This window comes from Paenibacillus sp. FSL R7-0273 (genome assembly GCF_000758625.1).
In the GTDB taxonomy this organism is placed as follows: Bacteria; Bacillota; Bacilli; order Paenibacillales; family Paenibacillaceae; genus Paenibacillus_AQ.
Genome location: NZ_CP009283.1, coordinates 2,916,659 through 2,937,359, shown reverse-complemented (window position 1 = coordinate 2,937,359; position 20,701 = coordinate 2,916,659). Strand labels below are relative to the sequence as shown.

18 protein-coding genes and 1 pseudogene are annotated in these 20,701 nt (G+C 53.8%); 7 read left to right on the top strand and 12 right to left on the bottom strand.

The genetic code is table 11. The features are described 5' to 3' along the window. Positions 1-36 precede the first annotated feature (36 nt). The 3 genes from R70723_RS12470 to R70723_RS12460 form a co-directional block, all read right to left on the bottom strand. On the bottom strand, positions 37-1,734 hold the full coding sequence (locus R70723_RS12470; protein ID WP_052421291.1) for a methyl-accepting chemotaxis protein: 1,698 nt from the start codon (positions 1,732-1,734) through the stop codon (positions 37-39). Between the two features lie 195 nt (positions 1,735-1,929). Further along, complete coding sequence (locus tag R70723_RS12465; protein ID WP_039872393.1) at positions 1,930-2,628, bottom strand: Crp/Fnr family transcriptional regulator; 699 nt, start codon at positions 2,626-2,628, stop codon at positions 1,930-1,932. Between the two features lie 119 nt (positions 2,629-2,747). Next, positions 2,748-4,259, bottom strand: a complete 1,512-nt coding sequence (locus R70723_RS12460; RefSeq protein WP_039872392.1) for a DUF4153 domain-containing protein — start codon at positions 4,257-4,259, stop codon at positions 2,748-2,750. Between the two features lie 113 nt (positions 4,260-4,372). On the opposite strand from R70723_RS12460, the gene R70723_RS12455 reads away from it, so the two are divergent. Together R70723_RS12455 and R70723_RS12450 are read left to right on the top strand one after the other, a co-directional pair. Beyond that, entirely contained in the window at positions 4,373-6,082 is a 1,710-nt protein-coding gene (locus R70723_RS12455; protein ID WP_039872390.1) for an ABC transporter substrate-binding protein, read from the top strand. Positions 6,083-6,175: 93 nt separating this feature from the next. Next, a complete protein-coding gene (locus tag R70723_RS12450) occupies positions 6,176-6,634 on the top strand; it encodes a DIP1984 family protein (RefSeq protein WP_039872388.1) in 459 nt (152 codons plus the stop codon). An 840-nt stretch (positions 6,635-7,474) separates the two neighbouring features. Here the strand turns inward: R70723_RS12450 and R70723_RS12445 are convergent. Both R70723_RS12445 and R70723_RS12440 read right to left on the bottom strand, forming a co-directional pair. Beyond that, positions 7,475-9,592 carry a CotH kinase family protein gene (locus R70723_RS12445; RefSeq protein WP_039878663.1) on the bottom strand — a complete coding sequence of 706 codons (2,118 nt, stop codon included), beginning with the start codon at positions 9,590-9,592 and terminating at the stop codon, positions 7,475-7,477. A gap of 98 nt (positions 9,593-9,690) precedes the next feature. Further along, on the bottom strand, positions 9,691-10,182 hold the full coding sequence (locus R70723_RS12440; RefSeq protein ID WP_039872386.1) for a DinB family protein: 492 nt from the start codon (positions 10,180-10,182) through the stop codon (positions 9,691-9,693). A 378-nt stretch (positions 10,183-10,560) separates the two neighbouring features. On the opposite strand from R70723_RS12440, the gene R70723_RS12435 reads away from it, so the two are divergent. The 3 genes from R70723_RS12435 (at position 10,561) to R70723_RS12425 (ending at position 13,071) form a co-directional block, all read left to right on the top strand. Further along, positions 10,561-11,376, top strand: a complete 816-nt coding sequence (locus tag R70723_RS12435) for an ABC transporter ATP-binding protein (protein WP_231574875.1) — start codon at positions 10,561-10,563, stop codon at positions 11,374-11,376. Positions 11,377-11,440: 64 nt separating this feature from the next. Then, positions 11,441-12,271: an ABC transporter permease gene (locus R70723_RS12430; RefSeq protein ID WP_039872384.1), complete on the top strand. Its 831-nt coding sequence runs from the start codon at positions 11,441-11,443 to the stop codon at positions 12,269-12,271. Continuing rightward, on the top strand, positions 12,268-13,071 hold the full coding sequence (locus tag R70723_RS12425; RefSeq protein WP_144026961.1) for an ABC transporter permease: 804 nt from the start codon (positions 12,268-12,270) through the stop codon (positions 13,069-13,071). The genes R70723_RS12430 and R70723_RS12425 overlap by 4 nt, the downstream gene beginning before the upstream one ends. A gap of 78 nt (positions 13,072-13,149) precedes the next feature. Here the strand turns inward: R70723_RS12425 and R70723_RS12420 are convergent, their stop codons facing one another. From R70723_RS12420 to R70723_RS12400, 5 genes are all read right to left on the bottom strand, one after another. Continuing rightward, complete coding sequence (locus R70723_RS12420; protein WP_039872378.1) at positions 13,150-13,593, bottom strand: GNAT family N-acetyltransferase; 444 nt, start codon at positions 13,591-13,593, stop codon at positions 13,150-13,152. A 32-nt stretch (positions 13,594-13,625) separates the two neighbouring features. Continuing rightward, positions 13,626-14,171, bottom strand: coding sequence for a histidine phosphatase family protein (locus R70723_RS12415; protein WP_039872376.1), 546 nt, complete (start codon positions 14,169-14,171; stop codon positions 13,626-13,628). Then, entirely contained in the window at positions 14,168-14,632 is a 465-nt protein-coding gene (locus R70723_RS12410) for a hypothetical protein (RefSeq protein WP_039872375.1), read from the bottom strand. The genes R70723_RS12415 and R70723_RS12410 overlap by 4 nt, the downstream gene beginning before the upstream one ends. 4 nt (positions 14,633-14,636) lie before the next feature. Then, the gene (locus R70723_RS12405) at positions 14,637-15,182 is read right to left on the bottom strand and encodes an ATP-binding protein (RefSeq protein ID WP_039872372.1); all 546 of its coding nucleotides are present in this window, start codon (positions 15,180-15,182) and stop codon (positions 14,637-14,639) included. Between the two features lie 79 nt (positions 15,183-15,261). Beyond that, positions 15,262-15,858 carry a TetR/AcrR family transcriptional regulator gene (locus tag R70723_RS12400; RefSeq protein ID WP_039872369.1) on the bottom strand — a complete coding sequence of 199 codons (597 nt, stop codon included), beginning with the start codon at positions 15,856-15,858 and terminating at the stop codon, positions 15,262-15,264. A 137-nt stretch (positions 15,859-15,995) separates the two neighbouring features. On the opposite strand from R70723_RS12400, the gene R70723_RS12395 reads away from it, so the two are divergent. Beyond that, a complete protein-coding gene (locus R70723_RS12395) occupies positions 15,996-16,988 on the top strand; it encodes an acrylyl-CoA reductase family protein (protein ID WP_039872365.1) in 993 nt (330 codons plus the stop codon). A gap of 339 nt (positions 16,989-17,327) precedes the next feature. Here R70723_RS12395 and R70723_RS34385 read toward each other — a convergent pair. Together R70723_RS34385 and R70723_RS12385 are read right to left on the bottom strand one after the other, a co-directional pair. Continuing rightward, a pseudogene (locus tag R70723_RS34385) lies at positions 17,328-17,855 on the bottom strand (cupin domain-containing protein); the annotation flags it as partial. 132 nt (positions 17,856-17,987) lie between these two features. After that, positions 17,988-19,586 (bottom strand): sensor domain-containing diguanylate cyclase, encoded by a 1,599-nt coding sequence (locus R70723_RS12385; protein WP_039872362.1) that lies wholly within the window; start codon positions 19,584-19,586, stop codon positions 17,988-17,990. A gap of 172 nt (positions 19,587-19,758) precedes the next feature. On the opposite strand from R70723_RS12385, the gene R70723_RS12380 reads away from it, so the two are divergent. After that, the gene (locus R70723_RS12380) at positions 19,759-20,613 is read left to right on the top strand and encodes an alpha/beta hydrolase (protein WP_039872360.1); all 855 of its coding nucleotides are present in this window, start codon (positions 19,759-19,761) and stop codon (positions 20,611-20,613) included. Positions 20,614-20,701: the final 88 nt, after the last annotated feature.

Below are 20,701 nucleotides of genomic sequence, written 5' to 3'. Positions count from 1 at the left end.
CCTGCTTATTAGACAGGGCCCCTTCTCCGTGCTGCTTCAGGCGATATTGAATCTGGCCACCAGCCCTTGCAGACCCTGGGCCATCGTGCTTAGCGTGCTGGCGGAGGAAGCGATCTGTTCAACGGAAGCCATCTGCTCCTGGGAAGCGGCGGAGACATGCCGGGTGCTGGAAGCGGTTGTCTCCGAGATCATGGTGACCTTGCGGATGGACTCGACAATCTCATCGGTGGCAGCCGTAATCTCCTCGACCGCACCGGAGACCTCCTGCACCTGTCCGGCCAGTGAGTCAATGGAAATGCGGATCTCTCCGAAGGCATGTCCGGCATGCTCAATAATACCCGTGCCGTTCTCCACTTCATTCATGCTTAGCTTCATTGTGGCTACTGCGCCGGAAGCTTCATTCTGTATGCCGGCCGCCATCTCGGCGATCAGATTCGCGGATTCCCCCGACTGCTCCGCGAGCCTGCGGACCTGATCCGCAACTACTGCAAACCCTCTGCCCTGCTCTCCGGCCCGCGCCGCCTCGATAGCCGCATTCAATGCCAGTATGTTCGTCTCCGAGGCAATACCTTTAATGACTCCCACCAGACTGCCGATCTCCTGCGAGCGGTTCACAAAGCCCAGCACCTGCTGTGATAGCGAGGCGATCGAGCCATTAATGGAGTCCATCTGGCGGGCCGCCGCCTGCAGCGACTCATCACCGGAAGCGGCATATTCGGCGGAACGCACCGAGGCGTCGGAAATATCCTGCACGCTTGCGGCGATCTGCTGGATTGCCGCAGACATCTCCACAATCGTCGTCATATTCGTCTGCAGATCGTTCATCTGTCTGTCCGTACCTGAAGCAACATTGCCCATGATACCCGCGATCTTCTCGGTGACTGCAGCCGTCATTCCGCTGTCCGCAGTCAGCTTGGAGGAGGAAGCAGCCAGACTGTCGGCCGACTGGCTCACCTGGCCGATAATGCTGCCCAGATTGCCTGTCATCTGATTAAAGGTATGCGCCAGCTGCCCGATCTCATCCCTGCTGCGGACATTCAGCTTACGGGTCAGGTCTGCCCTGCCGTCGGCTATTTCCTGCAGCTGATTGTTCACGTCACGGATCGGCTTCAGAATCCGTCCGGACAGCAGGAGCGCAATCAGTGCAGCCAGCAGCACCGATAATCCCGTTACGCCGAAGCTGAAGCCCATTGCTGAACCGCGGTGCGCAGCCGCCTGGCTCTGTGCAGCCTTTATTTCTTTGGCCAGTACTTCCTCGAAAGCAATTTGCGATTCCATAATTGTATCCAGGGAGAGGTTAGTGAACTCTTTTTGCGCACCAGGGAAATTTCCTTCCTTCGCCATTGCAAAGGCATTCTCCAGTACTGTCAGATAATGGCTCCATCCGCTCTCCAGATTAGTAATTCCGGACAGCTCCGCTTCATTCAGGCCGGCATTCTTCAGCTCTGTAATCGAAGCTGTGATTTCCGGTATTTCAGCTTCATACGCCGACAAATATTTGGTGCGCTCGTCGTCGGTGTTGCTCATCACATATCTCGCCGCCAGACCGTCTGCTGTGCGGATCTTATCCGTCAGCTCCTGTACCAGTGTCAGCTTGCTGTAATTGCGGTTAATCTGGTCTGTCTGCATTGTTGCCTTGCCCTGAAACAGGGTATTACCGGCGATTGCCAGTATAAAGACGAGTATAACGGCAGCGAACCCCATCAGGATTCTTGCCCGGATTCCTTTAATCATAAATGTTGCCTCCCGGTTATGTATTATGTATTGCTTTTATCCTAAGCTGGCAGCCTTAAATCAGCCTTAAATCTGCCTGAGCATGGACTGAACGTTAGCTGAAAGTGCAGCGCCTCCCCCTCATCCTTCCCGCAAAAAAAAGACCGCCTCCCGGTCATATGCCGGAAAGCGGTCCTTCTCACCCTCATGCTTCAATTATTCGTACAAGTTCCCGTTAGCCAGCTGGGCCAGCCGGGTCTGATCCAGCACGCTCAGCCTGCCGCGCTTGCGTTCAATAATGCCTTCGTCGATAAAGCGCCTGACAATCCGGTTAAGATGCCGGTAGCTTGTGCCGAGCAGATCAGCAGTCTCGGTTAAGCTTGAGGTACGGATCTCCTCAACCCGCTGGCCGCCGACCGTCTCCTCAAACAGGGACATCAGATAGCTGGCAAACCGGTTCTCCACCGGGTAGAGCAGGTTCAGCGCAGAGGTCTGGCCGAGGGTGTACATTTTGTGGCTCAGCTCCCCCATCAGAAAACGCAGCAGCGCCGTATTCTCCTCCAGCTCCCGCAGGAGCATCTTCCGTGATGCCACAAGCAACAGGCTGCTGCCGACGGCCACGACTTCATTTTTGACCGGGTACTGCCGCAGCAGCTCCACATCCCCGATCACTGACATCGGCCGGGCGAACCGCACCAGCATCGACTTTCCGTTTGGCAGCAGCGTGTGAATCTTCAGCTTGCCCTCCATCAGAATGAACATGCTCTCCAGCCGGTCGCCGACCGAGCAGATCACCTCACCGTCCCCGTAGCGCCTCAGCTCCATAGCGGCTATGTCAGTGCTGCTGAATATTTTACCCAGACCGTTTCTGTCAGCAAGCCGCCGGACAGCTTCCGGGTCAATCATGGACTGCATTCTATTTCCTCCTTGAGAACTTGCAAATGTACAAGGTCATGCTCCGCGCAGGAGCATCAACATGATGCCCTTACTGTAACACAACCCCGCACAATATCGTAAGAGCGCCTGCCTCAAGGTTATTTTAACGAATGGATATAATCCTGCAGCGCCTGCTGTCCCCGGTGCCTGGAAATGTTGAAGGAAGGCCACTCCTGCTGCGCCTCCCCGCGCTGATTCGTCCATTTCTCACTAAGCTCCTGCTTGAGCAGATCATCATTCTCTTTACTGAAGCTGATCAGCAGCGGAACCGTCTCCCAGGACAATCCGGTCAGATAATACTTATCAATATCCCCTGCCGCCTCATACCGGGCAATATTCTGTGAAGCAATAATCCGGTCCATCCCGATGTAATTCATGAATACGTAGGACAGCAGTCCAAGTGCCACGTACCATTTTATCAGCGGAAAATCGGTCTTGGTTATCCGTACAGCAGCGAGAATCAGCAGCAAACCCAGAAAAATCATAAAGGCATGCACCAGGAAGCGTATCTCCGTATAGCCGTAAGCTTCTTCATATAAGGTAAGCCGGGAGAACGCCGAGTACAGCATCACTACCGAGCACAGAACCAGAATGTACAGGAGGATGCGGATGACGGACAGCAGTCTGGCTTTGGCCCGGGGCAGGGCAAGAAGTGACAGCAGCAGCAGGCCGAAGTTTATCGACGTCACCATAATCAGCTCGAAAAATCCGCTCCGCGCATAATCGGCATACGTGCTTCCCTGCGGCAAAGCCCCCTCCCACGCACCGAACAGGTAGGAAAATTGAACACTCACAAACAGTACATAAACCGCATTCACCGCCGTCAGGACGGTTGTGGCAATCACAGGGTCAACGGAGAACTCGAAAGGCTCCAGCTGCGGCTCCCCTTCCTTCGGAACGATAACCTGCCGCTCAGTACGTTTATAAGCTATAAAACCCATTAAATAACTGAACAGCCCGATTCCCAGCAACACACTCCACAGCGTCCGGCCGAAGCCTTCACCGAAGGAGATCCGTTCCAGCAGATCAGGGAATTTATTCAGAAGCTCATTAAACACACCGTCTGCCGAGGAGAGCAGCGAAACGACAATCAGCAGCAGCGGACAGGACAGCAGCAGACCGGCCAGCACCTTGAGGTATACTTGTTTATGTTCGCTTTTCAGGCCATCCCCGCCTGATTTGCGGATTGTAGTGAATACTGTAGGCCAATGCCGCGGACCCTGGGCAAAAAAATGCTCCAGCGCAGCGCCGATCAGCTGAATTCCGCTCCACGAAGGCCGGCGGTAGCTGAGCAGATAGGTCATATGTAAAAGAATCAGTACCGGAAGCGCCAGCAGATTAAGCCCGTAGAAAAACCAGCTGGAGAACAGCATAAAGGTTATTGCCAGCAAAAAGATGGCCGCCAGCCATACATAATCAAACCATTTCAGCGGGCGAAGCTGTTCCTTCGCATAGTACAGCATGAAGCCGTAGAACAAGACGACAAAGACCGGATAAGAGACTCCAGGCATATGTCCATAAAATAAATACTGGTGCACGATTGCCAGCAGCAATGCCGCAGCCAGCGCGGAAAGCGCAGACCTCGGAATAACGGGAACTTTCTCATTCATGGGAATACCCTCCAGTTTTTCACTTTCTTATACCAATTCTAGCTGTTAAAATAAGAAGAAAAAGAGAAAAAATAATCCGCTCATTTCCTATTATATTGAAAGGGGCCTTCGGCATGAAGCTGCACGGCCAATATCTGAAGCTGCATTCACAGCATGGAGGCGCAGAAGAAGCCTCTGTCACGCTGGATGAGCTTGCCCATATCCTAGGCTGCACCCACCGTAACGCACTGCATGTTATCAACAAGCTGACAGAACAGGGCTGGATCTGCTGGACACCGAGCCGGGGCCGCGGACGCCGTTCTTCCCTGAAATTCCTCGCGGATGCCGAAGAAATAGCGTTAAGCTCCATGAAGCAGGCCATCAGCAGCAGTGATATCCGCAGCTCGATTGAAGGCATCCGCGGGCACGCGCGCTCCTCCTCCCTCCAGGATACGCTCCAGGGCTGGCTGCTGGCCTATTTCGGACATCATTCGGAGCTGCGCAGCGACAAGCGTATTGATACACTGCGCCTTCCCGTCAGGCAGCAGCTGCACAATCTGGACCCGCTGTATATGAATCTGCTGGCTGAATCGTTTGTATCCAGCCATATTTTTGACGGGCTGGTTACCCGCAGCGGCGGAGCGGAACGGATCAGCCCCGGGCTTGCCCATGCCTGGGAGGCTGACGGGCAGCGCAGCACCTGGACCTTTCATCTGCGCAAGGATGTGCTGTTCCATCACGGCAAGGTGCTGTCCGCCGAGGATGTTGTCTATTCGTTTCAGCGGATGATGAATACCTCGCAGCGGATGCTGTACAGCAACATTTTCAAGGACATCCGTGAAGTGAAGGCGCTTAATCCGGTTACGGTCCGTTTTCTGCTCAAGCAGCCGAATGAGCTGTTCCTTCCTTTCCTCTGCACCAGCCGGGCCGCAATTGTACCGCGTGATCTCGAAACCGCCTTTGCCGGAGGCTTCGGACGCAGGCCGGCAGGAACCGGACCTTTCAAGCTGATCGAGATGAATGAGGACCTCTGCACGCTGGAGGTATTTCCTTATTATTTTCAGGGCAGGGCGCATCTCGACCGGGTGGAGATTCTTCATGTCCCGTGGAATATCATGGAAGCTGCACCGGAGACGAGCTCGGCCTTCCATATCATCCATAACCCTGCCTCCGGCGGTTCAGCTGCCTGGAGCCGGATTCACTCGGAGTATTCCGTACGCAAATTCGTGACCTGTAATACGAAGAAGCAAGGTCTGCTCAGTGATCCGCTGGTCCGTGCAGATGTGCTGTCCTGTCTCGGCGGCTTTACATCCGCAGGGGCTGAGTTGGCGGGAAGGCTGCGGGGTGAGACGGGTAATGAGGTTGTTGCGCAGGAAGCACCAATGCTGCAAATCGCCACTATCCCGCAGTATGCCGGAGATGCAGAAGCGGTAGCTGTTAAACTAAACGGCTGCGGATATCCGTGCCAGGTATTATCTGTGTCGCCCGAAGAATTCAAGGGTCCGGTCCGCCTGCAGGCTGACCTGATCGTCTTCTCGCTGCTGCGCGATCAGGACGAGCATCTGCGGCTGTTTGATCTCTACTCTACCATGGTGCAGCATCTGGAGCCGCAGACGCGGGCTGATATCGAAGGACGGCTGCGGGTCATCGCCCGTGAGCCGGACAGCCGGATAAGAGCCGCAGGCTTTCAGCAGATCGGGGACAGCCTGCGGCAGAAGCATCAGCTGCATATCCTGTACGAAAAGCCTGCTGAAACCGCCTATCTCCCCTCTGTCCGCGGGGTTACCTTTAACAGCCAGGGCTGGGTGGATCTGCGTCACCTGTGGTTTCCGCCTGAGCTGTAACATCAGGAGCAAATACGGAAGATCGGAAATTGGTAAATATAGCTCCGGTTTGGTATATTAGGTTTACTATGTTTATAGCGGAGGGGATTTAGAATGAGACTAGCGGAAGCACTTGTGCTGCGGGCAGACTGCCAGCGGAAGGTGGCGCAGCTGAAGCAGCGCCTGGGAAGAGTCATCAAGGTTCAGGAAGGCGACCAGCCTTCGGAGCCGCCTGCTGAGCTGCTTCAGGAGTTGAAGCATACATTGGATGAGCTGGCCGTCTGGGTGAAAAAGATCAACAAGACGAACTCCTTGAGTCCGTTTAATGCAGACCTGACCCTGTCGGAAGCGCTGGCGGAACGGGAGCGGATTATGCAGCACCGCAATATTTTGAATGAGCTGCTTAATGAGGCCTCGATCAAGCAGGAGCGTTACGGGCGGCAGGAAGTCAAATTCTATACAACGATCGAAATCTCTGCCCTGCAGAAGGACGTCGATGAGCTGTCCAAGCAATACCGTGAGCTGGATTTCCGTATTCAGGAGAAGAACTGGAGCACGGATCTGCTGGAATAGTGGTGTATGTCTGACTGTATAGCAAGTTGGTAACCGGAAGCATACAGGTGAGCACAACCCGCCAACAGGGTTAGTTGGACCTCCAATGTAGAAACAGGGCCATCTATAAACCTTACTAATTAGCCCAATAATGTTACAAGAGTGCGCGTAGCATGTAACCAGGCTGAATTTTTTTAAATGTTAACTACCATGTGCTGATGTATGATTCCGGTGAGGGCGGGTTCGGGGACTTGTTAGCTTTAATTTGTACAAAAAATAGCGGCAGCCTGGAAGTGTTCCTTCCGGCTGCCGCTTTTGTGTGGGCGGGGTGCGCCGCTATTAGCCTTTTTGTGAGGTGATGCGCCGCACGTAGCTTTTTTGGGTGGGCGGTGTGTCGCTCGTAGCAATTAGTTGGATTTGGGTCACCTAATTCTGCCAATTCTCAGCATTCTGGGTGATTAGTTGGATTTTGGTAACTTAATTATGGCTATATCCCCTTTGGAGCTGCAAAAGGACAAATTAGCTGACTTTTTTCCAACTAATCTCCTTTTCCAGGGACGCCAGCCCGAATTAGATGACTTTTTTCCAGCTAATTCTCATGGGTTAAGGTAACAGGGCCGTATTAATGACTCCTACTCCACCTGCTCTAGTCGGTACGGCGACTCCAGCTTAGTTCGGCGACTCCATCAGCTCCAACTTAGCTCAGTTACTCCACCTGCTCTAGCTTAGTTCGCCGACTCCTGCGATTCCATCTGCTCTAGCTTAGCTCAGCGACCGCACCAGGTCCAGCTCATCGCGGCGACTCCACCACTTCCAGCTCATTTCGGCGACTCCCGCCCTTTCTCTCCTAACTGGACCAGACTACTCAGCAGCTTTATCCGCCGCTATAACCGTCTGGGCCGCAGCATCCCATTTCACATCCATATTCAAGCCCTCGGAGATAAACCGCACCGGTACCAATGTCCGGTTATTAATGATCTGGGCTGGGACATTCAGCGTAACGGCTGTTCCGTTGACATAAGCGGTTTTGCTGCCGATGGTCATCGTGATGGTTGTGCTGCCCTTAACGGCAGTAATTTTCTTCGCACTCTGATCCCAGGTCACTTCAGCGCCAAGTGCACTAAAAATCGCACTGACCGGCACCAGTACCCGGCCGTCCTTATTCAGCGGAAGCTGATCCTGGAAGCTCACAGCCGTGCCGTTCAGCGATACTGTGATCACTTTGCTGCCAGAGGAAGCTGCAGGCGTCGTTGTGCCTGCTGATCCCGCAGCAGCCGTGCCGCCTTTGGTTGCAGCCACCTCCGGCAGCGGTGTAACCTCAAGCCCCAGCTGCTCCTGCAGATTAGCCAGCCGGTTCAGGGCGAAGGTCATCAGCGAGCCCGCTGCCATTGTGCCCATGCCCTGTCCGCCCTGCGGGCCGCCTGCACCGGCGAAGCCTGTGTTACCGCCCGCTCCCGGTGCAGCAGCGGCCGCTGAACTGCCAGCCGCTGCCGATCCGGCTGTTGCTGTCCCGTCAGCCGATCCGGCTTGTCCGGCAGCAGCGTCGTCAGGCCGCACGGGCGGCAAGCCGCCCATACCTTCCGGCGGCGTCATATCCCCTCCGCCGCCCATCATGCCGCCGCTGCCTGCGGTATCAGCTGTATAGGCCACATTGTTCTCAAACTGATCCATCGTGTAGAACTTGGTCGGATCAGCTTGAACATACGGCCGGATCAGTGCGGCAAGTCCGGTAATCCGGTCCTGGATTCCTTCCAGATAGGTCACCAGTTCAGATACATAGCCGTCATACTTGGCTTTGTATTCCGGGACCTCAAGCAGATTGCCGATCAGCGGCACCTGATCCACATCGATGCCGAGTGTCGGTGTATCGATAGAAGCAGTCACCGCATTGGCTGCTGATGCCGCTGCAGCTGTTCCCGTTGTGCCGGTGGCAGCACTTACTCCTGCTCCGGCTGATGTACCGCCAGCTCCGGCTCCGGCAGCCGCTGTACCATTAGCAGCTGTCCCAGCCGCGCCCTGCAATCTTCCTCCGCCGCCTCCGGTTGAATAGCCGTTAAAGCTCATATTCATATCCCATGGAATGACGGTATATTTACCGGCAGCATCCCCGTACAGCAGATAGTTATGCCCTTTATCGCCGTTATAGCTGTCGTAGTTGCCCAGCACGGCATTAGCGGCAATATATTTCAGTGCGGAATCCACGTCCAGCACACTCTCAATATTGCCTTTTTCCCCGTCAGGCATGGCGTTCAGCACGCTGATGAAATTTTTGAGCGATGCTTTATCATCCTCGGTACCGGTGTCATAGGTCAGTGTTTCATAATCGCTGCCTTTCTCATATTTCAGGTAGCTTTTCTCTTCCGTATCATACAGCACGCCGCTGTCAGCATCTGTACCGAAATTACGCTCCAGATAGCTGTCGTCCACGGACTCAACGCCGATATAGAAGCCGTATAGCTCTCCGTTGATATAGAGATTTGTGAACACTGTCAGCGGAACATCCTCACCAATCGCCCGCAGCGCCTCATAATGCAGATACTCCCGCAGGAACGACGGGTCCGAGTAGCTGTTGTTCAGCACCATTTTATCCAGGCCCAGCAGCGTCTGTGTTTTGTCATACTTGTCGAACTTCAGCCGGAAGCTATAGCGGTCGGAATCCGTCATCGCCGCCACAGATTTCAGTGTCAGGTTACCCTTGGTCGAAAAGCCCACATTTTCCAGCACCGTGCCGTCCACATCTACCGTAACGCTTTTATATTCCTTTTCCAGAGGCTTGGCAAGAATGCTCTCCCAGTCCTCATCGTCAATCGTCACCTTTACATTAATCACCTTGTCCGGGGTGAATAGGGCTTCATAGGCTTGGCTTACCCCTGCCTCAGCGGCAAAAGCCGGCACCGGGCTGACCGTAACGCTCCCCACCGATGCCGCCACTGTGAGCGATAATGTCGTCAGCAGCATTTTTTTGAACATGCTCTTCATTTTCAAGATGGTATTCCTCCTCTTATGCAGATTCATATTTTTTGTAAAGCCTGTGTAAAAGCTTAGAATATGAACCTGAAAAAAGACTGAATCCCCCTTTAACCCTTACCCGGCAACGTATCCCGCAGCCCGCGTCCGATGACATTGGCAGACACCGGCTTGTACCCCAGCTCTCTCGCCCAGACCGACAGCTGCCCCGTATGATGGATCTCATGGGCAATAATGTGCCGCATAATCTCGCCCCATGCATCGGTAACACTCTCTCCTTCATAACGCTTATCCACAAAAATATTCCGCTCCAGCCCCTCATGCCAGCCCAGCACAAACGCTTCTACCTCAGGCCGAAAGCGGGCATCCAACTCTTTTACCCTATCCAAAGTGCTAAATTCCGCAAAATCCTCTTCAAAATCAGGCTTGCCCTGCATCGCCATGATCCAGCTCCACTCCACATCTGCAATATGGAACAGCGTCTTCAGAATCCCGCCGGCTCCGCCGGTCCTCGGCTGCAGCAGCTCCTCCTCACTCAGCGTCTCACACCATTTATACCACTCTTCACGGACCATCCAGTTGTAGCGGAACAATGTCTGCATCTTAAGCCTCCGGTATTTTAAATTTAAATAAGACCTTTGAATTCAGTGTATCACAGCGGTTATTCATGTCCGAGGGAAAAAATGATTATATGCAGCAGTATCCGCCATCCCCGGACAACGCAAAAATACCGGCAACCAAGGTCACCGGTACGATAATTTATATGTACATGATACAAAAAAACATCTAGTTTTCCTGCGTTAACTATAAAATTAATATAGCACGGAAATGTCAACCTGGCAAGCATTTTTATGGAAATCGGAGAAAAAAGCACCTTTACTCCCCCGCTGTCAGCAGTGATGGAGCTACAGGGTGTTATGTGCTGCTGTCTCATCCATCCGCATAATGGTATGATCATCTCCGCGAAGGAGGCGGATCGAATGCAAATTAAGCTCAGGGACATCAAAAAAAGCTTTAAAGTGTATAAACGGCCGGAAGGAAAATGGGGGCTCCTGAAGGGAGCCTTTATGCGGAATGTGACGGAGGTGGAGGCGCTCGGCGGGATCGGCTTTGAGATTGCGGAGGGTGAGCTGGTGGGATATATCGGCCCGAACGGCGCCGGCAAGTCGACCTCGGTCAAGGTAATGAGCGGGATTCTGACGCCGGACAGCGGCGAATGCACCATCCTCGGCAAAGTGCCCTGGAAAAACCGTGTGGAGCATGTGTCAAAAATCGGCGTCGTATTCGGGCAGCGGTCGCAGCTGTGGTGGGATGTGCCGGTGGCGGATTCTTTTGACGTGCTGAAGGATATATATGCAATCCCGCCCGGTGATTACACAATCAGACTGGGCGAGCTAACACAAACTCTCGGTGTGGAAGCGCTGTTACAGACGCCGGTCCGCCAGCTGTCGCTGGGACAGCGGATGCGCTGTGAGCTGGTGGCAGCGCTGCTGCACCGGCCGAAAATTCTGTTTCTCGATGAGCCGACGATCGGACTGGATGCGGTGTCGAAGCTGGCTTTGCGCAATTTTTTGAAGGAAGAAAACCGTAAGCACGGAGTTACCATGCTGCTGACTACCCATGATATGGATGACATTGAAGCGCTGTGTGAGCGGGTGATGGTGATCGGGCACGGCAAGCTGCTCTATGACGGCAAGCTGGCCGGGCTGCAGGATAAATACGCCCCTGAGGTTGTAATGAAGGTCAACACGGATGCGATGATTGCCGCCATGTACAACGATCTGGCACTGACCTAACCGGGCGTGCAGCCTCATAAGGATGCCTTTGCTTTTCAGCTTAAATAGGAGGTGTGCAATTGCAATGGATTTAAAAAATACCTGCCGGGCCTCAGCCTCGCTCTTCCGCATCCGGATGGCCGAAGGCCTGCAGTACCGCGTATCTGCGATTTCCGGAACAGTGGTCGGCGTGTTCTGGGCGCTGCTGGAGTGCGTGCTGTTTACTGTTTTTTATACATATAGCGAGCATGGCTCATGGAACAGCAACGGGATGAGCCTGCCGCAGACGATCTCCTATGTTTGGATCGCCCAGGGGCTGTTTGTGTTGCAGACGATGAGTATCGACGGTGAAATTATGGGTAAAATCAACAACGGCGACGTCGGGATCGAGCTGTGCCGGCCGATGAATCTGTATACCCACTGGTTCGTCAAAAGCTCGGCCGGCAAGCTCGGTACCTCCTGGATCCGCAGTGTTTTGACCGTGCTTGTCGGTCTGCTGATGCCCGCCGCTTATGCGCTGCGTGCTCCTGCTTCTGCCGCCGGACTGCTCTGCTTTCTGCTCTCTGTCATTATGGCTTTTGTACTCTGCTCCTCCTTTGCGATGCTTGTGACGGCAATCCGGCTGAATGTTACCTGGGGTGACGGTCCGAGCCATATGCTTCTGCTGCTGAGCGGAATTCTGTCCGGGACGTATCTTCCGCTGCGGCTGTGGCCTGACTTTATGCAGACCTTTCTTTACCTTCAGCCGTTCGGCGGCTTTGCCGACATTCCGGCCCAGCTGTATATCGGCAGTATGCCGCCGGCAGCAGCACTGCCTGCAATCGGACTGCAGTGTGTCTGGAGTGCAATTTTTATCGCGGCCGGCCGGCTGATCATGAACCGTAAGCTGAAGAACATTATTGTCCAGGGAGGGTGAGCAGCAGCATGATTGCCGAGAGTAAAATCTATTTCAAATATTTACGTATGCATCTGCTTTCCGGAATGGAGTATAAAGGCTGGTGGCTGATGCTGATCCAGGTACTGGTTGTTGTCGTCTCTGACCCGATCTCTACTGTCCTGCTGTTCTCCCGCTTCGGCAATATCGGGGAGTGGAGCGTTGCCCATATTATTCTCGTATACTCGCTGGCGGTGGCTTCCTTCGGGCTGGCGGAGAGCTTTTGCCGGGGCTTTGACTATTTCCCGTGGCATCTGCTGCGTTCCGGTGACTTCGACCGGCTGCTGCTGCGGCCGCGCTCCCTGTTCGTTCAGGTTGCCGCCTCCCGGTTCCACCTGCACCGGCTCGTCCGTCCAATTACAGGAATCTGTGCAGCAGCCTGGGCGCTGAATGAGCTGGGTGTACAGCTGACTCCCGGTAAAGCAGGAATTCTCATTATGGCGCTCGCGGGCGGGTGCATCATGTATTGCGGAGTATTCGTGCTGACCTCAGGGCTTGCTTTTTTTACGATAAAGGGGCTTGACTGGATTTACCTGTTGACCAATGCCAGCTACCAGATCACCCGCTGCCCGGAGCCCTACATGCCGAGAGTGCTGAAATCGGTGTTCAGCTTTATGCTGCCGATGCTGTTCATCAGCTTCTATCCGGCTGCGGCCGTATGCGGCTGGGATTATCCGGCGTGGCTGGGCTACCTGTCGCTTCCGGCTGGTGCTGCTTTTCTCGGACTCTCGCTGCTGGTCTGGCGCATCGGCGTAAGGCATTACAAAAGCACAGGAAGCTGACCCCCGCTATACGGTGATCAGCTTCACTGTTCTATGATCCTATGATTACACGGGGACTATCTCTCTCCGCATACCGGCTCAATGCGAGCTCAGATGCTTGCGGTAACCCTCCACCTTCTCCACCCGGTAGCCCATCTTCTCATAGAAGACGTGGGCTTCCTTGCGCTTTTCCCCGGAGACAAGAATGATGTAGCAGCAATTACGCTCATGGGCGAGCTTTTCAATTGCGGTCATCAGCTGCCTGGCGAGACCCTGGCGGCGGGCGCGGGCGGAGACGACGACATTTTCAATGACCATAAACGGCCGGCAGTCCCCGACCAGATCCTGGCAGAGGATGCCCATCAGCGAGCCCATCAGCTCCCCGTCCACATAAGCGCCCAACAGGATGTATCTGCTGTCTGCCTTAATGGAGGCAAAAGCCTCCGCGAGCCTGGCAGGATCGGTCGGCTCACCGGTCAGCTCCCGGTATAGCTCAATTAATTCCGTTAGTGAATCTGCCTCAATTTCTCTGATCGTTACCATAGCTATGTACAACTCTCCTTACGAAGCAATATTTATTTCTCATATACATAAAGCTGTCCATTTCGGGGGTGGCTCATCCGCCCGCCTGTATACTTTCTGCGCCGCAGCTCAAGCTCAAGCTGTTTCATCAGCAGTCCATGTGTAACAAGCAGTACGTCTGTCTGCTCCGGCCTTGCCTCTATGTGATCCAGCATAGCCTTGATACGCCGTGAGGTTGCCTGCCTGCTCTCAGGCTGTGAGGCATGACCTGACAGCCACAGCAAGCGTCCTAGCACCAGCCAGCAGACGGAAGGCAGCTTGAAGCCCCGCAAGCTTCCCGAAGCCGCCGTCACACCAATTTCTCTAAGCTGCGGGCTGTACTTAATTTCACCGGTAAAAATGTGACGGGCCGTATCTGCAGCTCTAGAGAGATCACTGCTTATGCAGTAACCCCAGCCCTCCCCGTAATCGGCACAAGCTTCCGGCAGAATCCGCGCTTCATCATATTCAGCAACCCAGCGGTTGAACTGCTCTCCGGTAACCCACCCGCGCAGCCGCGGATGCTCCACCTTGAAATGCCTGACCAGCCCGATCCTCACTCCGCCTCCTCCCCGTCCAGCTGCAGCTCAAACTGCTCCTGATGTCCGTCCCACTCAACCTTCACCTTGACCGGCGCCTGTCCGCGATTCAGCGAGCCGCTGCTTGAGCCGTGCATATGCAAGGACTCCATTCTTACCGGGCCCTCCATCGACTGGCTTGAGCCGTGGCCGAGCGCCTCAAATCCATATGTAAATTGCTTGATCTGTTTAAGGTCTTTGGCTTCCCCTTTATAGGCCAGCTGAAAGTTATAATCGCTTGAAGGCTGGTAATACGCTGCTTTTCCTTCTGAAATAATCGGCTTCTCCGTAACCGTCTCGCTGTAGATGGCCGACCAGTGTTCTCCCTCACCGGAAAATGTATACGTATGATGAAGTGTGCCGCTGTTGCAGGCAGTCAGGAGCGCCAGCCCCGCAATAAGCCCGATCAGCCAAAAGCTTCGTACTGCCGCAGTCCGTCTCATAGCCTCAGCCCTCTTTTCCATAGGATAAGTAGCCTAATACAGCCTCCACACGCTCCTTAACTGACAAGTCTCCCTCCAGCCGCAGAACAGGACAGTCCAGCTCCAGCATCCACGCCTCATGCAGCTTCAGGCTCCGCACCTCCGGCCCTGCCGTGTCATACAGGCTCGCCCATTCCAGAAAAGCCTGCACGTCAGCATACCTGCTCCCGCCCGGCAGGCTCTCCGTCCCGTAACGTTCATATTCCCTGGCCTTCAGCCGCTCCAGCCTGAGCTCAGGCGGGATCCGCAGGAAGATTACCAGGTCAAAATAAGGGCGCAGCCCGTCGCCCCAGCCGCACACCGCACCAGACAGAATCCAGGGTCCCGGCTGCTCCAGATCCTGTCTTATTCTGCCGAGACGCTCCGTGATCTCACGCTGCTTCGTGAACTTGTGCTCCCAGAAGTAGTCGTCACTGTCCAGATGCACATGCGGAAGCCTGCAGGCAAGCGCCTGCCCGAGCGTGCTGGTTCCTGATCCGGAAGCCCCCATAATATGAATTCTGCGCTTCATCTGTACCTCCTGAACGTCTTAACTATCCATAATTTAACATACTACAAGCGATTAGTTTCTGCAAAAATGTAACCATCAGCTACACGCCAAGTACTCTTCCCACTGCCGTATAGCAAGAATCCTTAAAATGGGCATGCAGCTCATCCTGATCGGCCATCAGCCACTGGATCAGGCAGCCGTCAATAATGGCCCGGATCACCGGTGCAGTGGCTTGCGGAGTAAGCTGCTTGTCGTAAATCCCTTCCTGCTGCCCCAACTGCAGCACCTCTGTACTAATGCTGGCACAGCTGTCATAAAACCGCTGGTTAATCTCCCGGTAGACCGGGCTGCGGCTTGCCCTGGACAGAAAATCCAGATACACACGGTAAAAGGAACGGTTCTGCGCCGGACCGGCGAACGCAGAATCAATATATGCATGAAGCTTGCCTTCTGCCGTATGCTGCTCCGCTACAGCCGCCCTTTCCCTCGCAGATATTTTGCCGGTCAGCCATTCCAGCAGCTCCACCAGCACGGCTTCCTTGCTCGTGAAATAATAGTGGACCACTCCCTTGCTGACCTCAGCGTAATCTGCAATCGTCTGCAGGGTGACCGCATCATAGCCGTGCTCGGACAGTGCCCGGAAGGCGGCAGAAAGAATCTGCTTGCGTTTTTCTTCGGATTTCTTGTACTTTACCATACGACCTCCGCTGTTTAGCGTGATTGTCCGCTTAATTTACTGTATATTATATCATAGCAACAAAAAAAGTTGACCGGTCAGAATAAATTATAGATGACAGACCTGCTTAAAGATTGCGGATAAGGAGCGAATATAACATGTCAGAGACGTTTCAAGCTTTGGTTGTTGAGAAAAGAGATACCTTCTCAGTGGAGGTCCAGCAGATTGGAATGGATCAGCTGCCTGCCGGTGAGGTACTGATCAAGGTTGCTTACTCCAGTGTCAATTATAAAGACGGGCTGGCGGGTATCCCGAACGGCAATATTGTGCGCCAATACCCGTTCATTCCCGGCATTGACCTGTCCGGAACGGTCGTTTCCTCGGAGGACAGCCGCTTTCAGCCGGGCCAGCCGGTCATTGCCACCAGCTATGGTATCGGCGTATCCCATTATGGCGGATTCAGTGAATATGCCCGCATTCCTGCTGATTGGGTCCTTCCCCTCCCCGGCGGGCTGACCCTTCGGGAAGCGATGATCTACGGGACAGCCGGCTTCACTGCCGCGATGTCCATTCAGGCGCTTGAGGCCCACGGGATAGCGCCGGATAAAGGGAATGTGCTGGTAACCGGGGCTACCGGCGGTGTCGGCGGGACGGCCGTCGCCATGCTGGCCAAGCTGGGTTATCAGGTGACAGCGAGCACGGGAAAAGCCGGTGAGGCCGGTTATCTGCAGCAGTTGGGCGCAGCTAGTGTAATCTCCCGTGAAGAGGTAGGCAGCGAAGCTCTGAAGCCGCTTGACAAGCAGCTTTGGCAGGCTGCTGTAGATTCCGTCGGCGGCAGTCCGCTTGCAGCTGTGCTGAGCAAGATCGCTTACGGCGGCGCGGTAGCTGCAAGCGGCTTAACTGCCGGCACTGCTGTTCCTGCAACCGTGCTACCGTTCATCCTGCGCGGTGTAAGCCTGCTGGGCATTGATTCTGTCGCCTGCCCTGCCGGCAAGCGTCAGCTCATCTGGGAGCGGATGGCTGGTGACCTGAAGCCGGACAATCTGGAGCTGCTGATAGACCGTGAGATCACATTGAATGAGCTGCCGGCGGCCCTGCAGGATATCCTAAAGTCAAACACAAGAGGCCGGGTGCTTGTCCGCCTGTCCTAGCAGCAAGCCTCCCGGTTCTCTACTAACTCGGGAGGCTTTTTTATGCAGCTGCTATTCGTTATCTGTACCGGCATTGGAGTAAGCCGGCGGGTAAGGCAGCTGGCGGTACGGCTGCTGCACATAAGGCTGGGCATAGCAGGCCATGGTATTCATAGGCTGGTAGCCGAAGCCCTGAACAGCCGGCTGAGGCATATAATAAGGCATATTGGCTGATGCCATTACCGGAGCCATATTCGGGGCCATGTTCGGGGCCATGCTAGTAGCCATGCTAGGAGCCATGTTAGGAGCCATGTTAACGGCAGCCTGAATATTTTCAGCTGCCGCCTTTTGCGGCTCACAGCAGTCAGCAGGCGGGCCGATGAAGGTCTGCGGCTTCACCGGAGCCAGTGTTTCTTTTACCATGGCCTCATTCAGGCAGTAAGTATGTGCCAGCACATTGGCAGGTGTTTTGCTTAAGATATCCGACCCCAGAATCACTTCAGGCGTAGGCGCGTTAAAAATAGCCAGCAGATGCGTACAGTCCATGGTAGCAATCTCATAATGCCACCAGCCCTGCGGCACATTCGCCACCTGCCCCGGGGTAATCGGGAAATGCAGCAGCTCGTTAGTGAACGGGTTGATCAGTGAAACCACTGCTGCACCAGAGATACAATATACAAGCTCTGCGGCATTTTGATGATAGTGCGGTTCGACCACATTGGATTTGCTGAGGAAAATATCAAGCAGTGAGGTGTTCTCCAATGTATTCAGCTGCTTGATCCCCAGCACATTGATATAGTTGCAGTCATCCTTTTTAAACAGCGGATTGCAGTTCAGGTCTGCCGTGAATTGTGTAGCCGGGTTGGTATAATCCATGTATGAAGTCATTGTGCTTCTTCCTCTCTTTGAGCCCAGTTTTTTATCGTTCTGGGGTAGAATATGTATTTGCCCATGCCCGGGTGACGATTAATTTGCTCCAACAAAAAAAAGCATCTCTCCATTTTGAAAGATGCTCCATTCCTATTCACCATATATAACTGTGCGGTTCCTTCCGCTATGCTTTGCTGTATACAATGCTTCATCTGCACAGCCCAGCAGCTCCTCCCGGGTACGCCCATGTGTGGGGAAATGTGCAATTCCCTGTGAGGATGTAACCTTCATCGGCAGCGGGACCTCTGTTACCTCCAGTGTTTTGCGGATCCGTTCAGCAACTGTAAATGCCTGCTCCGGCTTAGTCCGCGGAAGCAGCAGCACAAACTCCTCACCGCCATACCTGGCGCAGATGTCACCCGGGCGGATGCTCTCGGTAAGAATTCCGGCTACCCGCCGCAGCACCTCATCACCGGCGAGATGGCCGTACGTATCATTTACGAACTTGAACTTATCCACATCCAGTACAACAACAGAGAACGTAACCCGGGCGGCTATCCACTGGCTGATGCTGATATCAAGCGACCTGCGGTTGGTAAGTCCGGTCAGGAGATCCGTCATTGCATCATGTGTCAGCTGGTCAGTCTGCTTCTGGATGTCTGTCCATGCCAGAACTACAGCTGTTGTAAGTAAATCCACCTCGCGGTTCCAATGGGGCTTAAGCTCAGGCAGCTCTACCTTCTCCTTACCGATCTTGTTCACCAGATCAGCAAGTACCACGAACGGCTTGGCTAACCGGTGTGCAAGCACAAACACACAGAACAGCAAAACGACAAACGGAATGACTGTATAGGCCACAATTTTGCTCAGATGCACCCTCAGCTGCTGCTGTATGACTTCTGCGGGCGAGACAACTACAATCCCCCACCCGTTGGAAGGAACCGCAGAATAGCCGGCTAGCATGGATACTCCCTGCGTATTTACAGCCTGCATTTTTCCGCTGAGTCCAGCCATTAAATTACGGACAACTCCGTTTCCGGTAACATTCTCATTCAGTCTGCCGATATCCGGATGATACAGCAAATGCCCTTCTGCGCTGACAATGTAATAATACGAGCCCGACTTGTCGATAACGTTGTTTCCAAAAATCATATTCAGAATATTGGAATCCCGAAGATATACTGTGCCTCCCAATTGCCCGAGATAATGCTTGTCCTTGTTATAAAGCGGCTCACTCATAAAAAACAGCATTCTGCCGGTAGACGGTGCAATATAGGGTGCAGAGAGATAGGAATTTTTCAGGCGGAGCGCTTCCTTGACCTGGGGTGAAGTAATCTGCTTCCCTACTATCCCGAGCTCCGCCGGTGAATTATTAAGCACAGTGCCGTTAGCATCCACCAGAATAATAGAATTAAAATAATTGCTGCTATTGCGTGTCAGATCGAGATAAGCATCGATGCTATCCGGAGACACGGCTTCCAGATTAGCAATCTGTTCCGCGCTGAACTGCAGGCTGCTGCGCATTGAACGGAATAAGGAATCTACGGTTTTGCCCATTCTTTCCGCATTGGTATAATTCAGATTAAGCGTTGTCTCTATTAGAGATTTCTTCTTGGACTGATACGAACCAATCAGCAGGATCGTTGTAGTCAACAGAAACACCAGGCTCACCAGTGCCATTAGGAGCAAAGTGAGGCTGAGTTTCTTCCTGGGTCTGGGTCTGGATTTGGCTGCTGCTGGTCTGGACATTTCTCTCAACCCCCTGATTGTCCGGGTATGTTAGCTTTTATTATATACGATTGGAATAGAGAATCTACATCCAGATTTCTTTTCCAGCTGATAGTGAAGGGTACATCTTTCCGTTGCTTTCAGGGCATCATTCAAAAAGATTACAGTACACAAAAAGTGGAGGAAATGCGTAATGAAGCAGATAGCAAACCGGATTACAATGATCTTCGCAGCAGCCCTGCTGATCCTGGTATCAGGCCTGCCGGTTAATGCTGCAGCAGTTGCAGCAGGCAAAACGAGTAAGCCGGCGGCGCAGAGCCTGACCTTCGTGCTTGTCCATGGAGCATGGGTAGACGCAGCCTTCTGGGATGAAACGGCAGCGGCGCTGCGGAAAATGGGCCATACCGTGTACACCCCGGAATATGCCGGACACGGCAGTGACAGCAAGAACACCATGGTCACGCATCAGCAGGTCACACAGTCTGTCGTAGATTTTATCAAAGAAAAAGACCTGCATGACATCATCCTGCTGGGACACAGCTTCGGCGGAACAGTCGTGCAGAAGACTGCTGAGCAGGTGCCGGACCGGATCAGACGCCTGGTCTTTTTTGATGCCTTTGTGCTGCCGGACGGACAGAGCGTTGCGGACCAGTTCCCCGCTCCCGTTCAGCAGCTGTTCAGCAATCTGCTGCAAGCTTCGGGCAACAACACAATTATGCTGCCTTTCCCGCTGTTCCGCGATGTGTTTGTGAATACCGCGACACTTGAACAGGCCCAGGCGTTGTACCAAAAGGCGATTCCCGAACCGGCCGGGCCGGCTTACGAGAAGCTCGATCTGAAGAAATTTTATAGTCTGGATCTGCCCAAAAGCTACCTGTATCTGACCGAGGATACCGTATTACCCCAAGGCGCCTCCGGCTGGCATCCCGGTCAGTCAAGCCGCCTGGGAACGTTCAGATATATCGAAGGCCGCGGGGATCATATGACTACCGTTCACACAGAGCCGGCGGCGGTAGCCGCCAAAATTGTTCAGGCCGGCAGAGAATAGTACCCGTTAATCTTTATCAGCTGATAAATAAAGAGCAGGCACCGGCAAAAGCCGCCGGCAGCCTGCTCTTTAATGTCTCTTACCATAA

Excerpts from the sequence above, each read along its gene's own strand:
- R70723_RS12465 (WP_039872393.1), bottom strand. The coding sequence starts at position 2,628 with ATGCAGTCCATGATTGACCCGGAAGCTGTCCGGCGGCTTGCTGACAGA.
- R70723_RS12420 (WP_039872378.1), bottom strand. The coding sequence starts at position 13,593 with ATGGTAACGATCAGAGAAATTGAGGCAGATTCACTAACGGAATTAATT.
- R70723_RS12470 (WP_052421291.1), bottom strand. The coding sequence starts at position 1,734 with ATGATTAAAGGAATCCGGGCAAGAATCCTGATGGGGTTCGCTGCCGTT.
- R70723_RS12400 (WP_039872369.1), bottom strand. The coding sequence starts at position 15,858 with ATGGTAAAGTACAAGAAATCCGAAGAAAAACGCAAGCAGATTCTTTCT.
- R70723_RS12385 (WP_039872362.1), bottom strand. The coding sequence starts at position 19,586 with ATGTCCAGACCAGCAGCAGCCAAATCCAGACCCAGACCCAGGAAGAAA.
- R70723_RS12455 (WP_039872390.1), top strand. The coding sequence starts at position 4,373 with ATGAAGCTGCACGGCCAATATCTGAAGCTGCATTCACAGCATGGAGGC.
- R70723_RS12395 (WP_039872365.1), top strand. The coding sequence starts at position 15,996 with ATGTCAGAGACGTTTCAAGCTTTGGTTGTTGAGAAAAGAGATACCTTC.
- R70723_RS12460 (WP_039872392.1), bottom strand. The coding sequence starts at position 4,259 with ATGAATGAGAAAGTTCCCGTTATTCCGAGGTCTGCGCTTTCCGCGCTG.
- R70723_RS12450 (WP_039872388.1), top strand. The coding sequence starts at position 6,176 with ATGAGACTAGCGGAAGCACTTGTGCTGCGGGCAGACTGCCAGCGGAAG.
- R70723_RS12435 (WP_231574875.1), top strand. The coding sequence starts at position 10,561 with ATGCAAATTAAGCTCAGGGACATCAAAAAAAGCTTTAAAGTGTATAAA.
- R70723_RS12440 (WP_039872386.1), bottom strand. The coding sequence starts at position 10,182 with ATGCAGACATTGTTCCGCTACAACTGGATGGTCCGTGAAGAGTGGTAT.
- R70723_RS12410 (WP_039872375.1), bottom strand. The coding sequence starts at position 14,632 with ATGAGACGGACTGCGGCAGTACGAAGCTTTTGGCTGATCGGGCTTATT.
- R70723_RS12445 (WP_039878663.1), bottom strand. The coding sequence starts at position 9,592 with ATGAAGAGCATGTTCAAAAAAATGCTGCTGACGACATTATCGCTCACA.
- R70723_RS12430 (WP_039872384.1), top strand. The coding sequence starts at position 11,441 with ATGGATTTAAAAAATACCTGCCGGGCCTCAGCCTCGCTCTTCCGCATC.
- R70723_RS12405 (WP_039872372.1), bottom strand. The coding sequence starts at position 15,182 with ATGAAGCGCAGAATTCATATTATGGGGGCTTCCGGATCAGGAACCAGC.
- R70723_RS12380 (WP_039872360.1), top strand. The coding sequence starts at position 19,759 with ATGAAGCAGATAGCAAACCGGATTACAATGATCTTCGCAGCAGCCCTG.